The organism is Amycolatopsis sp. NPDC001319, from assembly GCF_042896185.1.
Lineage (GTDB): Bacteria > Actinomycetota > Actinomycetes > Mycobacteriales > Pseudonocardiaceae > Amycolatopsis.
Map to the genome: position 1 here is coordinate 612,540 of NZ_JBIAWY010000002.1, position 13,401 is coordinate 625,940.

14 protein-coding genes are annotated in these 13,401 nt (G+C 73.3%); 7 read left to right on the forward strand and 7 right to left on the reverse strand.

What is annotated here, in order from left to right; genetic code table 11:
• Positions 1 to 37: 37 nt before the first annotated feature.
• Positions 38 to 820, forward strand: coding sequence for an SDR family oxidoreductase (locus ACFY1H_RS08580; RefSeq protein ID WP_366576077.1), 783 nt, complete (start codon positions 38 to 40; stop codon positions 818 to 820).
• Here the strand turns inward: ACFY1H_RS08580 and ACFY1H_RS08585 are convergent.
• Complete coding sequence (locus ACFY1H_RS08585; RefSeq protein WP_386945518.1) at positions 817 to 1,461, reverse strand: SWIM zinc finger family protein; 645 nt, start codon at positions 1,459 to 1,461, stop codon at positions 817 to 819. The two genes, ACFY1H_RS08580 and ACFY1H_RS08585, sit on opposite strands and share 4 nt — an antisense overlap.
• Positions 1,458 to 3,980 carry a DEAD/DEAH box helicase gene (locus ACFY1H_RS08590; protein WP_386945520.1) on the reverse strand — a complete coding sequence of 841 codons (2,523 nt, stop codon included), beginning with the start codon at positions 3,978 to 3,980 and terminating at the stop codon, positions 1,458 to 1,460. The genes ACFY1H_RS08585 and ACFY1H_RS08590 overlap by 4 nt, the downstream gene beginning before the upstream one ends.
• Before the next feature lie 82 nt (positions 3,981 to 4,062).
• Here ACFY1H_RS08590 and ACFY1H_RS08595 point away from each other — a divergent pair, with 82 nt between their 5' ends.
• The 5 genes from ACFY1H_RS08595 to ACFY1H_RS08615 all read left to right on the forward strand — a co-directional run bounded on the left by ACFY1H_RS08595 (position 4,063) and on the right by ACFY1H_RS08615 (position 7,921).
• Positions 4,063 to 4,833 (forward strand): TetR/AcrR family transcriptional regulator, encoded by a 771-nt coding sequence (locus ACFY1H_RS08595; RefSeq protein ID WP_366576071.1) that lies wholly within the window; start codon positions 4,063 to 4,065, stop codon positions 4,831 to 4,833.
• A gap of 108 nt (positions 4,834 to 4,941) precedes the next feature.
• Positions 4,942 to 6,276 (forward strand): RNA polymerase sigma factor, encoded by a 1,335-nt coding sequence (locus tag ACFY1H_RS08600; protein ID WP_366576069.1) that lies wholly within the window; start codon positions 4,942 to 4,944, stop codon positions 6,274 to 6,276.
• Positions 6,273 to 7,079 (forward strand): alpha/beta hydrolase, encoded by an 807-nt coding sequence (locus ACFY1H_RS08605; protein ID WP_366576067.1) that lies wholly within the window; start codon positions 6,273 to 6,275, stop codon positions 7,077 to 7,079. The genes ACFY1H_RS08600 and ACFY1H_RS08605 overlap by 4 nt, the downstream gene beginning before the upstream one ends.
• Positions 7,080 to 7,089: 10 nt before the next feature.
• Entirely contained in the window at positions 7,090 to 7,410 is a 321-nt protein-coding gene (locus ACFY1H_RS08610) for a YciI family protein (RefSeq protein WP_366576065.1), read from the forward strand.
• A 22-nt stretch (positions 7,411 to 7,432) separates the two neighbouring features.
• Complete coding sequence (locus ACFY1H_RS08615; protein ID WP_366576063.1) at positions 7,433 to 7,921, forward strand: GyrI-like domain-containing protein; 489 nt, start codon at positions 7,433 to 7,435, stop codon at positions 7,919 to 7,921.
• A gap of 33 nt (positions 7,922 to 7,954) precedes the next feature.
• Here the strand turns inward: ACFY1H_RS08615 and ACFY1H_RS08620 are convergent, their stop codons facing one another.
• On the reverse strand, positions 7,955 to 8,434 hold the full coding sequence (locus ACFY1H_RS08620) for an anthrone oxygenase family protein (RefSeq protein WP_366576061.1): 480 nt from the start codon (positions 8,432 to 8,434) through the stop codon (positions 7,955 to 7,957).
• A gap of 29 nt (positions 8,435 to 8,463) precedes the next feature.
• Complete coding sequence (locus ACFY1H_RS08625; protein WP_366576059.1) at positions 8,464 to 9,285, reverse strand: NmrA family transcriptional regulator; 822 nt, start codon at positions 9,283 to 9,285, stop codon at positions 8,464 to 8,466.
• An 81-nt stretch (positions 9,286 to 9,366) separates the two neighbouring features.
• Between ACFY1H_RS08625 and ACFY1H_RS08630 the strand changes: the two genes are divergently transcribed.
• Positions 9,367 to 10,308 (forward strand): AraC family transcriptional regulator, encoded by a 942-nt coding sequence (locus ACFY1H_RS08630; RefSeq protein WP_386945523.1) that lies wholly within the window; start codon positions 9,367 to 9,369, stop codon positions 10,306 to 10,308.
• A gap of 18 nt (positions 10,309 to 10,326) precedes the next feature.
• Here the strand turns inward: ACFY1H_RS08630 and ACFY1H_RS08635 are convergent, their stop codons facing one another.
• The 3 genes from ACFY1H_RS08635 to ACFY1H_RS08645 all read right to left on the reverse strand — a co-directional run bounded on the left by ACFY1H_RS08635 (position 10,327) and on the right by ACFY1H_RS08645 (position 13,314).
• A complete protein-coding gene (locus ACFY1H_RS08635; RefSeq protein ID WP_366576056.1) occupies positions 10,327 to 11,205 on the reverse strand; it encodes a M20/M25/M40 family metallo-hydrolase in 879 nt (292 codons plus the stop codon).
• A gap of 298 nt (positions 11,206 to 11,503) precedes the next feature.
• Complete coding sequence (locus tag ACFY1H_RS08640) at positions 11,504 to 12,100, reverse strand: ATP-dependent Clp protease proteolytic subunit (protein ID WP_366576054.1); 597 nt, start codon at positions 12,098 to 12,100, stop codon at positions 11,504 to 11,506.
• A 128-nt stretch (positions 12,101 to 12,228) separates the two neighbouring features.
• Positions 12,229 to 13,314, reverse strand: a complete 1,086-nt coding sequence (locus ACFY1H_RS08645) for a DUF5937 family protein (RefSeq protein ID WP_386945526.1) — start codon at positions 13,312 to 13,314, stop codon at positions 12,229 to 12,231.
• Between the last annotated feature and the right edge of the window lie 87 nt (positions 13,315 to 13,401).

Below are 13,401 nucleotides of genomic sequence, written 5' to 3' on the forward strand. Positions count from 1 at the left end.
CGGTACGGTGATCGTCGGAGCAACCTGAGGGAGCAGCATGACTCGCTTGCACGATCGCCGGATCCTCGTGACGGGTGCCGGTTCCGGCATCGGCCGCGCCACCACGCTGCGTCTGCTGGAAGAGGGGGCGCGGGTGGTGGCCACCGACGTGTCCGCGGAGACCATCGCCGGCACGGCCGAGCTGGCGGGCGACCCACGGCTCGAAACCTTCGTGATGGACGTCGCCGACGAGCAGTCGGTGGTGAAGGGCACCGCGGCCGCGATCGAGCACCTCGGCGGGCTCGACGTGCTCGTCAACGCCGCCGGCATCCTGCAGGCCTCCCACACGCACGAGACGTCGCTGGAGTTCTGGAACCGGATCGTCGCGGTGAACCTCACGGGCACGTTCCTGGTCACGCGCGAGGCGCTGCCCGCGCTGATCGCCACGGGGAAGAGCGTGGTGATCAACTTCAGTTCCACCTCCGCGGCGTTCGCCCACCCGTACATGGCGGCGTACGCGGCGAGCAAGGGCGGGATCCAGGCATTCACGCACTCGCTGGCGCTGGAGTACAGCAAGCAGGGCGTCCGCGCGGTCAGCGTCGCGCCGGGCAGCGTGAAGAGCGGTATCACCGACAACGCGGGCACCTGGATGCCGCAGGACGTGGACTGGGCGCTGTTCGGCAAGCTCCTGCCGATCCTGCCGACGGACCTCGCGACGCCCGTCGGCAATCCGGTCGGGCGCCCGGAGTCCGTCGCCGGCGTCGTGGCGATGCTGGCGTCGGACGACGGCGAGTTCATCACCGGCACCGAGATCCGCATCGACGGCGGCACCCACGCCTAACGCGGCACCGGCCTGAACTCGGCCAGGTCCGGCAACGGCGGCACCACCCGCGCATACGCGTCGGCGGCCAGGATGCCGTCGGCGGGGCGGGTGGTGCGCTGCCCGAGCTCGTCGAGGACCTCGCGTTCGGTGCGGCCACGGGCGAGCAGCAGCACGAACGGGTCGGCGTCGAGCAGCCACGACACCTGGAACGACAGCGCGGCCGCGTGCCGGCACGGCAGCTCGAAGCCGGGGCAGTCGCACTCCGGGTCCAGGTCGCCGATGCCGGGCAGCAGCGGCACGTCGTCGGCCAGTTCGGTCGGCAGGTGCCGGTCGAGCAGCGCGGCGAGGTTCCCGGCCCGGTCGGCGGCGCGCCCCAGCAGCACGTCCCAGTCCGCTGTGGACAGTTCCGCCAGGCGCACGCTCGTGCGGAACGGACCGCCATCGGTGTCGTCCACCGTCGCGGCGATCCGGCCCGGGCTCACGGTGATCGGCCCGACCAGGCCCGCGACGGCGTACCGGCGGCCGCGCCGCAGCTGCCGCAGATCCAGGGCCGTGTCCTCCATCGCCCGCAGCCACGCGCGGCCCCACCACGTGCGCGCGAACGGCCCTCGGCCTTCGCGCGCGGGGAACGCGGGGAACCCTCGGACGCGGTCGGTCACGCCGGCCTCCTCAGCTGCACGAGCTGGGCGAGCTCGGCGTCGGTCAGCTCGGTGAACGCCGCTTCCCCACCGGCGAGCACGGCGTCGGCGAGCGCCCGTTTCTCCCGCAGCAGTGCGGCGATCCGGTCCTCCACGGTGCCCTCGGCGACGAGCCGGTGCACCTGCACCGGCCGCGTCTGCCCGATCCGGTACGCGCGGTCGGTCGCCTGGTCCTCGACGGCCGGGTTCCACCAGCGGTCGTAGTGCACGACGTGGTCGGCGCGGGTGAGCGTGAGGCCCGTCCCGGCCGCCTTCAGCGACAGCAGGAACACCGGCACGGCGCCGTCCTGGAACCGGCGGACCAGCTCCTCGCGCCGGGCGACGGGAGTACCGCCGTGCAGGAGCTGGCTGGGGATCCCACGGTCCTCGAGGTGGCGTTGCAGCAGCCGCGCCATCACCACGTACTGGGTGAACACGAGCACCGCGCCGTCTTCGGCGAGGATCGTGTCGAGCAGCTCGTCCAGCAGCTCCAGCTTGCCGGACCGGCCGGACAGCGGCGCGTCGTCGCCTTCGGCCAGGTAGTGCGCCGGGTGGTTGCAGATCTGCTTGAGCGCGGTGAGCAGCTTGACGATCCGGCCGCGGCGCGCCATCCCGTCGCTCGCCCCGACTTCGGCCAGCAGCTCCCGCACGGCCGCCTCGTACAGGGCGGCCTGCTCGGCCGTCAGCGCCACGGGCCGGTCGGTCTCGGTCTTCGCGGGCAGCTCGGGCGCGATCCCCGGGTCGGATTTGCGCCGCCGCAGCAGGAACGGCCGCAGCAGCCGGGAAAGCCGTGCCGCCGCGGCGGGATCGGCGCCGGACTCGACGGGTTTCGCCCACCGGGCGCGGAACTCCGCCAGCGTGCCGAGCAGGCCCGGTGTGGTCCAGTCCAGGATCGCCCACAGCTCCGACAGCGTGTTCTCCACCGGCGTGCCCGTCAGTGCCACCCGAGCCGTCGAACGCAGCGTGCGCAGCGCTTTCGCCGTGCCGGAGCGGTGGTTCTTCACGTGCTGGGCCTCGTCGGCCACCAGCAGTTCCCACGCCACGGCGGCCAGCGGCGCCGGGTCCGCGCGCAGCGTGCCGTAGGTGGTGAGGACGAACCCGTCGAGGTCGTCGAGCGAGCGCGCGCCGCCGTGGAACCGCCGCACGGCCACACCCGGGGCGAAGCGGTGGATCTCGGCTTCCCACGTGCCCAGCAGCGATGCCGGGCACACCACCAGTGTCGGGCCGGTGGCGCGGTGCAGGTGCAGGGCGATGAGGGTGAGCGTCTTGCCCAGGCCCATGTCGTCGGCGAGGCAGCCGCCCAGGCCCAGGGAGGTGACGGTGTCGAGCCAGTGCAGGCCGCGCAGCTGGTAGTCACGCAGGGTCGCGGTCAGACCCGGGGGCTGCGGCGCCGGTCCGGGCAGCTCGGCGAGCCGGGAGCGCAGGGTGGCGAGCCAGCCGTCGGTGACGAGCTCGACCTCGGCACCGTCCACTTCGGTCGTGCCGGCCAGGACAGCAGCCAGCGCGTCGACGGGCGCGAGGGGTTTCAGCGCCCGCTCCCGGGCGCGGCTCGCCGACGCCGGGTCGAGCAGCACCCACCGATCCCGCAGCCGCACGACAGGCCGGCGGGCCTCGGCGAGCACGTCCAGCTCGGCCGCCGACAACTGCGTGCCACCGAGGGTGAGCTGCCAGTCGAGCTCCAGCGCGCGGCCGCCCCCGAAGAACGCCGGCACGTCGTCCGGCGCGGCACCGGGGCGCACGACGGCGCGGGCCGTGAGCCCGGCCAGCTCGGCGGGCCAGTGGACGGCGACGCCGAGCTCGGCCAGCCGGCCGGCGGCGTCACCGAGCAGCTCGCGGATGTCGTCGTCGCGCAGCGCCACCTCCGCGGGCACGGGCGCGGCCAGCAGCGGCGCGAGCGCCGGCCACACCTCGGCGCAGCGCCGCAGCAGGAGCAGCACCTCGTGGCGGACCGCCTCGGCACCGGTTCGCCACAGTTCCGCCGCATCCACGAGCGTGTCGCCGTGCACCTGCACCACCGCGCGGAACCGACCGTCGTCCAGGTCGTCCGATTCGAGCCGCAGCGACACCCGCGTGGTGGCGGCGAGGCCGGCGACGTCACGCAGGAACCGCAGCAGCAGCGGGAACGGCTCGGGCAGCCGGGCCGGGTCACCGGGCAACGGGGTGGCGTGGGCGTGCGGCGGCATCGCGTCCGCGAGCCGGCGCAGCCACTGCTCTTCCTCCGGTGCCAGCGGTCCCGTCCATCCGGCCTCGGCCAGGCGCGTCCCCGCCTGCGCGGCGATCGACCAGAACTCGGCCGACGCGTCGCCGCGGGCTCGGCCCAGCAGTTCGACGGCGTCGGCGACCGGGACCCGCCGCGCCGGAACCGTGCGCGGACCGTCTCGCAGCACCACGTCGAGTGGTCCCCGCTCGCCCGGTCCCACCGCTGTCGTGCCGTCCGGGTGCCAGAACGCGACGAAACCCGGCTCGACGACGACGGCCTCCCCCGGCGATGCGCTCCCCACGACTCCCCTTCCCGTCGGTCTCGGACGCCGTCCGCCGACGTTACCAGAACTCTGTACGACGTACGAGGAAATACAGGGCAGAATGACGCGGATGAGCACGGAGTACACCGGCGGCGGCGACCCGCGGCGCACGATCGAGCTGCTCTGGGGCGTCCCCGGGCCGCCGCGGCGCGGGCCGAAACCCAAGCTCACCGTCGCCGATGTCGTCGCGACCGCGACCCGGCTGGCCGACGCCGACGGGCTGGAGGCCGTGACCATGCGCCGCGTCGCCGACGAGCTCGGCGTCGCCCCGATGTCGCTCTACACCTACGTGCCCGGCCACGCCGAGCTGATCGACCTGATGCTCGACGACGCCCACGGCGAGCTCACCGCCGAACTGCCCTCGACCGGCTGGCGCGACGCCCTCACCGCCGTGGCCGAGGACCTGTGGCGCCTCTACCACCGCCACCCCTGGCTCCTGCAGATCACCACCGGCCGCCCGCCGCTCGGACCCAACACCTTCGCCAAGTACGAACGCGAGCTCAGCGCACTCGACGGCCTCGACCTCGACGAGCTGGAGCTCGACGCCGTCGTCAGTCTCGTCATCGGGCTCGTGCAGGGCACCGCGCGCGGCTCCATCGACGCCGTCCGGCTCGCGCGCCGCACCGGCCTGACCGACGCCGAGTGGTGGGAACGCAGCGCGCCCGTCCTCACCGAAATCCCCGCCGCCGACGCCGCGAACTTCCCGCGCGCGAGCCGCGTCGGCACCGCCGCCGGCCAGGCCCACAACGCCGCGTCCAACCCCGAGCACCACTTCCGCTTCGGCCTCGCCCGCATCCTCGACGGGGTGACGCTGCTCGTCGAGCGCCGCTGAAGGCCTGGAGACTGTCGGTCCCCCGGTTTAGGTTCGCACCAGGTGTCGGTTTCGCGCATGCCCGATCGTCGAGCGGGTACGAGCGAGCCGGTACCGGAGGGAGCACGGGTGGAGGAGCACGGGCGGGACGCCGCGGTGGAGGCCGCCGTCGCGCGGGCGTTCCGGGAAGAGTGGTCGCTGGTCGTGGCCACCCTCATCCGGATCACCGGCGACTGGGACCTCGCCGAGGAGTGCGCCCAGGACGCCTTCACCCTCGCCGTGCGCACCTGGCCGCGCGACGGCATCCCGACCCGACCCGGGGCCTGGCTCACCACCGCCGCCCGCAACCGAGCCGTCGACCGGATCCGCCGCGACGCCGTCGGAGCGGGCAAGCTCCGGGAGGCCGCGCGCATGATCGTCCCCGACGAACCACCCACCGACGACACCACCGTGCCCGACGACCGCCTCCGCCTCATCTTCACCTGCTGCCACCCGGCGCTCGCCGTCGAAGCCCAGGTCGCGCTCGCGTTGCGCACCCTGGCCGGGCTCAGCACCGCCGAGATCGCCCGCGCGTTCCTCGTGCCGGAGGCCACGATGTCGCAGCGGCTCGTGCGTGTGAAACGCAAGATCCGCAGCGCCGGCATCCCCTACCGCGTGCCGCCCGCGCACCTGCTGCCCGAACGCACCGCGGCCGTGCTCGGCGTGCTGTACCTGCTGTTCAACGAGGGCTACACCGCCAGCGCCGGACCCGACCTGCAACGACCGGACCTCGCCGCCGAAGCGATCCGCCTGGCCCGCGTGCTCGTGCACCTGATGCCCGACGAACCCGAGGCGACCGGTCTGCTCGCGCTCCTGCTGTTGCAGCACGCCCGCCGCGCGACCCGCGTCGCCGGCAACGGGGAGCTGGTGCCGCTGGAGGAACAGGACCGCGGCCGCTGGGACGCCGCCGCGATCATCGAGGGCACGACCCTGCTGGAAGCCGCGTTGCGCCGCCGCAGCCCCGGGCCGTACCAGGTGCAGGCCGCGATCGCCGCGTGCCACGCCACCGCCGCCCGCGCCGCCGACACCGACTGGGCCCAGATCGCCGGCCTCTACCGCGAGCTGCGCCGGCACCTGCCCACCCCCGTCGTGGAGCTCAACCACGCGGTCGCCGCGGGGATGGCCTTCGGGCCCGCGACCGGCCTCGCGCTCGCCGACGAGCTCACCGCCCGCGGCACGCTCGCCGGCTACCACCTGCTGCCCGCCACCCGCGCCGACTTCCTGCGCCGCCTCGGCCGCACCGCCGAAGCCCACGCCGCATACACCGACGCGTTCGACCTCACCCGCACCGACGCCGAGCGCAGCTACCTGCGGCGCAGGCTCGCCGAAACATCGCCCGAAAAATCCCGCGCCGGAGTGTCGGTCCCGGCGCCGCCCGTTCGTCGGCTGGACGAACCGACCCGTGAACCGGAAGGACCGCGATGATCACCAAGACCCTGCGCGTGCCCGGCGCCGAGCTGACCTACGACGTCGACGGCGACGGCCCCGTGCTGCTGCTCGTGCCCGGCGGACCCGCCGACGCCACGGCGTTCACCGGCCTGCGCCCGCACCTGACCGGCCACTACACCGTGGTCACCTTCGACCCGCGCGGCATCTCCCGCAGCCCGATCGCCGGCGAACCCGGCCGCGACCTCGTCGGCGAGCACGCCGACGACGTGCACCGCCTGCTCACCGAAATCGGCGGCGGGCCCGCGCACGTGTTCGCCAACAGCGGCGGCGCGATCACGATGCTGGAGCACGCCCGGCGCCACCCGGGCGAGGTGGCGACCCTGGTCGCCCACGAACCGCCGATCAGCCGCTACCTCGGCGAAATGCTCGCCGAGTTCCCCGACATCCCGGCGATCTACCGCGAGCAGGGCATCGAAGCCGCGCTCGGCGCGTTCATGGCCGCCTCCGGCTTCGACGTGCCGCCGCCACCGGCTCACCCCTCGGCCGAGCAAATCGAGCAGGGCAAACGGATGCAGGGCAACTTCGCCTTCTTCTTCGGCCACCTCATGGCCGCCATCGGAGCCTGGGAACCCGACCTCGACGCCCTGCGCGCCACCGACACCCGCCTCGTCGTCGCCGTCGGCAAGGCCGCGGCCGGCACCCCCGCCCACACCGCCGGGCTCGAACTCGCCCGCGCGCTCGGGCAGGAAGCCGTGGAGTTCCCCGGCGACCACGGCGGGTTCGCCGGCGAGCCCGGCCCCTTCGCCACCCGGCTGACCGAAGTCCTCACCCACGCCTAGGAGACCGCTCATGCGTTACCTGCTCATGATCGCCGGCGAAGAGCCCACGGAAGAACAGAAGATCGCCGGGTGCGGAGGCTGGTCCGACGACCTGCTCGCCCGCGGCATCTTCGTCGGCGGTGGCGGCCTGCACCCGCCGGCCACCGCCACCTCCGTCCGCGTGCGCGATGGAGACGTCCTGCTGACCGACGGCCCGTTCGCCGAGAGCAAGGAACAGATCGGCGGCTTCGTCATGATCGACTGCGCCGACCTCGACGAGGCCGTCGAAATCGCCTCCCGCCACCCCGCCGCCGCGTACGGCACCATCGAAGTCCGCCCCATGCTGGGCTGACCCGAACCCAGAGGAGAACCCCATGCCGTCCCTGGTGGAGCGCGAAGACCAGCCCTACGTCGGCTACCGCGCGACCGTCGGCCTCGACGGGCTGCGCGAGGTCGCGCACCGCATCGCCACGATCGTCGGCGCCCTCGCCGAACGCGAGGTCGCGCCGGCGGGCGCGCCGTTCTTCCGCTACCTCGTGATCGGCTCGGACATGGCGAGCCTGACGGTGGAAGCCGGTGTGCCCGTCACCGCGCCGGTCGAGCTGGGCGAGGAGTACCGCAACGACGTCGTGCCCGGCGGGAAGTACGTGCTGGCCACCCACTACGGCGCACCCGACGGACTCGTCGCCGCCACCGCCGAACTGCTCGAGTGGGGCGCGGCCGAAGGCGTGCGCTGGGACCGCACCCAGGCCGCCGACGGCGAGCACTGGACCGGGCGCCTCGAGGTCTACCGCACCGACCCGCGAGTGGAACCCGACGCCACGAAGTGGGAGACCGACCTGTACTTCCGCGTCGCCGACTGACGAGCGCGCCGCGGGACCGGCTTGAGCATCGCGTCAGCCGGTCCCGCGCGCCAGCCACCCGCCGAGCAAGCACGCGAATCCGGCCGTCGAAGCGAACGCGCGCAGCAGGTTCCACCGCACCCAGCTCGTCTCGAACCGCGCCCGCAGTTCGGCCAGCGGCGCCGTGCCGCGGTCCAGCGCGTTGTTCATCGGGATGTTCTTCACCGCCGTGATCACGATCATCGCCAGCAGCAGCGCGAACCCGGCGATCAGCCACGGCAGCGCCCCGCGCCCGCCGGATGCCAGATCCAGCACCGCCGCGGCCGCCGCCAGCAGGGGCGCGCCGAGGAACGTGAGCAGGAACCAGCCGTTGACGATCGCGATGTTGATCTCGCGCATCGCCGTGACGAACGTGTGGTCGTCCGCGCGCGCCAGTCCTGGCATCACCGACACCGCGTAGGAGTAGAACAACCCCGCGATCAACCCCGCCGCGACGATCGCGACCACCAGCACCACCCCGGACACCGTGGACATGCCGTGCTCCCTTCCCCAGCCGGCGCGGCTCACCGCGTCCAGACGCCCGTCGCCGCCGTCGAGCGCGCGTAATCGCCGAAATCGCGCGCCGGGCGCCCCAGCACCAGCTCCACGTCGCCGGTCACGTGCGAGTTGCGCCCGTCCAGCACCCGCGCGAACAGCTCGACCAGCACCCGCGCCTCGTCCTCGGGCACCCCGCCGTCGGTCGCGAGCCGCACGAACTCGTCCGCCGAAACCGGACGATAGCGGACATCCCGCCCGATCGCGGCGGAGATTTCCCCGGCCACGTCGCCGAAGGTCAGCAGCCGCGGGCTGGTCAGCTCCAGCGTGCGGCCGTCGAGCGCACCCGTGGTCAGCGCCTCGGCCGCGATGTCGGCGACGTCGTCGGCGTCCACGAACGGCTCCGTGGTCTGCCCGGCCGGCAACGCGATCTCGCCCGCCAGCACCGGCTCGAGGAAGAAGTGCTCGCTGAAGTTCTGGAAGAACCAGCTCGCCCGCAGCACCGTCCACGCCGCGCCCGACTCGCGCACCACCTGCTCGCTGACCGCCGCGTCCTCCTCGCCCCGCCCGGACAGCAGCACGATCCGCTCCACCCCGGCCGCCACCGCCTCCGCGCAGAACGCCCGGATCACCGGCGCCGCCCACGGCACCACGAGGTCGGGATAGAACGTCAGGTACACCGAGCCGACGCCGTCGAGCACCGGCGCCCACGTCATGTCGTCCGCCCAGTCGAACCGCGGCTCGCTGCCCCGCGAGACCACCCGCACCTCGGCACCGCGCGCAGCCAGCCGCTGCGACACCCGGCGCCCCGTCTTGCCCGTACCACCCAGAACCAGAGTTGTTTTCGTCATGAGAGCCAGTGAAGCGCCGATGAATGAGACTCTCCATGGTTCATCGGCTCGATCCCATGTTCCAGCGTCTACACTGCTCGCATGGATCCGCTCGCCGCGCTCCTCGACGGGCCCCGCGCGCACGGGGCCTTCCTGCTCCGCTCGGTCCTGACGCCACCGTGGTCACTGCGCATCGAGGACGAGGCCCCGCTGACGGTCGTGGCCGTGGTGACCGGCGAGGCCTGGCTCGTGCCCGACCACGACGACGCCACACACCTCGGCGCCGGGGACATCGCGGTCGTCCTCGGCCCCGAGCCGTACCTGTTCGCCGACGACCCGGCCACCCCACCGCAGGCGGTGATCCTGCCCGGCCAGGAATGCCGCGCCCCCGACGGCGAGCACCTCGTCGACCTCGTCGACGTCGGCGTCCGCACCTGGGGCACACCGGGCGGCGGCACCACAGTGCTGCTCACCGGCACCTACCCCCGCGTCGGCGAAGTGTCGCGACGGCTGCTCGCCGCCCTGCCGCAGACCCTGCTCGTGCGCGCGGCCGACTGGGACAACGCGCTCGTGCCGCTGCTCGCGACCGAGATCGGCAGAGACGTGCCCGGCCAGGAAGCCGTGCTCGACCGGCTCCTGGACCTGCTGCTCATCGCCGCCCTGCGCACCTGGTTCGCCCGCCCCGGCTCGCCCGCGCCGGCCTGGTACCGCGCCCACGACGACCCGGTCGCCGGCCGTGCGCTGCGGCTGCTGCAGGACCGGCCCGCACACCCCTGGACCGTCGCCGAGCTCGCCGCCGGCACCGGTGTCTCCCGCGCCGCCCTGGCCCGGCGCTTCACCGCGACCGTCGGTGAACCCCCGATGGCCTACCTGGCCGCGTGGCGCCTCGCCCTCGCCGCCGACCTGCTGCGCCAGCAACCCGACACCACGATCGGCGCCATCGCCCGCCAAGTCGGCTACGGCAGCGCGTTCGCGCTGAGCGCCGCGTTCAAACGCGAATACGGCCGCAGCCCCCAGCAGTACCGCACGCGCGTGCCGGCCTGACCGCGCCGCCGGAGCCCGTCACCGGAGGTTCGAGGTCGCCGACGTCGCGAAGTGGGCGACCGTCCCGGCGATCGCGTCGAGGTAGTGGCTCAGCACCACCTGGTTGACGTTGTCGAGGCGATCACAGCTTCGGTGATAACACGGGTCGTACCGCTCGTCGGCCAACCCGCCCCACGCCTGGGCCTGCGGCTCCGACTTCCGCTTGCGGTCACCGTTTTCCGCGCCACCCGACGGGATCCCGGCCTCGACGAACGCCGATTCGTCGTCGCCGACGAACTCGATGATCTGCGGCTCCACCCCGGTCTGCTTCAGCTGGCCCGCGAGGACGCCGGCGACGGTGGCCGAACCGGGCGGACCCGACGCGGACCGGTCGTCACCCACCCCGCCCTGCGCGAAGTACCCGCCGTTCGGCGAAGCGATCATGTCCACGTTGAGGTAGAGCAGGATCTTGCCGAGCTCCTCGGTGGAAAGCCCGCGCACGTAAGCCTTCGAGCCCTGGGAACCGTCCTCTTCGGACCCGAAGAACGCGAACCGCACCGCGTTGCGCAACGCCGCCGAAGGACCGAGCCGCTTCGCGATCTCCAGCAGCGCCGCCACACCCGAACCGTTGTCGACGATGCCCGGCCCCTCCTTCACCGAATCCAGATGAGCCCCGACCACCACCACGTGGTCGGGGCTGCCGGTGCGAGTCTGGGCGACGACGTTGCGCATCGTGCCCCGCTGCCGCGACCCCTCGTAAGTGGGTGTGTCCACCTGGTAACCGGCAGCCCGCAGGACACCGGCCACGTAGTCGACGCTCGCGTCGTATCCCGGGCCCGGGGACGCCCGATTGCCGCCGTTCTCGTCGGCGATCCGCTGCAACGCCTGCAGGTGGACGACCGCGCCGGCGTCACTCACCGCACTCTTCAACTGCTGGGCCACCGGACCGTCGGTGGCCGGAACGCTGACGGGCTCCTCCGCCGGAGCCGAACAACCCGCCACAACCACGCCCGCGATCAGCGCGAGCAGGAGTCTTCTGCGAGACGGGACCCGTTTCGACGACCGCATCACCAGGGTGCTCCTCCCCGAGCCCGAGCCCGTGCCACGAGATGACCGGACGGGCCCGCGCCCGCACCGGCCACCATCGTCGCCGCTCGCCCGGGCCGCGGCACCGCACGGCAAAGGTGAAACCGGCTCCGGTCCACCCCGGACGATCTCAGGCCGTGGCGACCCGCGCCGCACCCACGATGTGGTCCACGAACCCGTAGGCCAGCGCCTCCTGCGCGTCGAACCACCGGTCACGGTCGGCGTCGGCGGTGATCCGCTCCACCGACTGCCCCGTCTGGGCCGCCGTCAGCTCCGCGATCCGCCGCTTCATCTTCCCGAACACCTCGGCCTGGATCGCGATGTCCGTCGCCGCCCCCGAGATCCCCGCCGACGGCTGGTGCATCACGATCCGCGTGTTCGGCAGCAGGTGCCGCTTGCCCGGCGTGCCCGACGAGAGCAGGAACTGCCCCATCGACGCCACGAACCCCAGCCCCCAGGTCGCCACGTCCGGCTTCACCAGCTGCATCGTGTCGTAGATCGCCATCCCCGCCGTGACCGAACCCCCGGGCGAGTTCAGGTAGAAGGTGATGTCCTTCTCCGAGTCATCCGCGGCCAGCAGCAACAGCTGCGCCGTGATCCGGTTCGCCACCTCGTCGGTCACCTCCGTGCCCAGGAACACGATCCGGTCGCGCAGCAACTGCTCGTACACCGACTCGTTCGGCTGCTGCCCCGCCGCGTGCATTTCGGGAACCACCGTCAGCGTCATCGTCTTCTCCTCACTCGGTGCGAGATCCCTGTCCGCCCCGAACGTAGGAGCGCGGGCGCGGCCGTGGGGGCGCCGTTCGCTCACGGCGTGGCCGGTTCGCTCCCGGCGATCACCCGGGCCGAAGCCGCTCAGCGCAGGACGGCCGCCAGCAGATCGGTCCCCAGCGCCGTCAGATCGGGCAGGTTGAGGGTGTAGCGGACGTACCGGCCGTGCCGGCGGGTCGTGAGCAGGCCCGCACGGCGCAGGACGGCGAGGTGGCGGGAGACCTCCGGGGGCGAGAGCTCCCAGGCGTGGGCGAGTTCGCCGGTCGTGTGCGGGCCGCGGGCCAGGGTGCGCAGCAGCCGCAGCCGCACCGGATGCGCGAGTGCTTCCAGCCGGAGCGTGACCGTTTCCAGCGAGACCGGCGCCGACGGGCTCGCCGCGGCGACGGGGTACTGCACCACCGGCCGCCACCCGGGCGCGTGGATCGCCACCAGGTGCGGGCGGCCGAAGACACTGGGCAGGAACGTGACCCCGGTGTCGCGGGCGGCGGTCGCGTTGTCCTGCAGCTTGTCCACGATGATGCAGCTGCCGTCCGGAGCCAGGGTGACGGCGCCGGAGACCGACGCGAGCGCCGCCCCGGTACCCTGGCGCTTCAGCAGATCGTTCTTCAGCCGCAGATCGGCGGCGAGCTGCGCGGCGACGCCCCGCCAGGCGGCGCCGAAGAACGCTTCGGCGCACTGTTCGAGGGTGTGGCGCACCCGGGCCCGCACGGCTGCGGGGTCCGCGAGCAGCCGTTCCGCGAAAGCCTCTTGGAGCGCGCCACGGGCTTGAGCGAGGTCCAGGGCCCGCTCGCGCGCCGTCGCGTCGGCGAGCGGTGACGGCCCGGAGAAGTGGACCCGGTTGCTGCCGCACGTGGTGATGAGCGCGGCCGTCACGTAGGTTTCGTCGTCGATCCGGTCCACGTCGTCCAGCTCCTCGGCGAGGGTCGGCCGGGGCCGCGCGGGGACCAGGAAGTCGGCTCGTGAGGAACGCCAGAGGAACTCCGCCTCCCTGAGCCGCTCGGCCAGCTCCGGCGGCAGCCCCGCCCACACCTCGCCCGCCCAGCCGGCGAGCTGCGGGTGATGCCCGGGCTCGGCCAGCACGTGCAGCATCGCGGTCAGCTCGGCCAGCGGCGACGCCGCGAACCGGAGACCCCCGGACGGCAGGCCGCCGATGTCGATCCTCAACGTCATCCCCTCATCTTCGCCGGTCCGACGGCCGGAGACCGCGTCGATTGACGGGGTCCGTCAACCGACGCGGTGATCCCGGCGGCCGGCCGC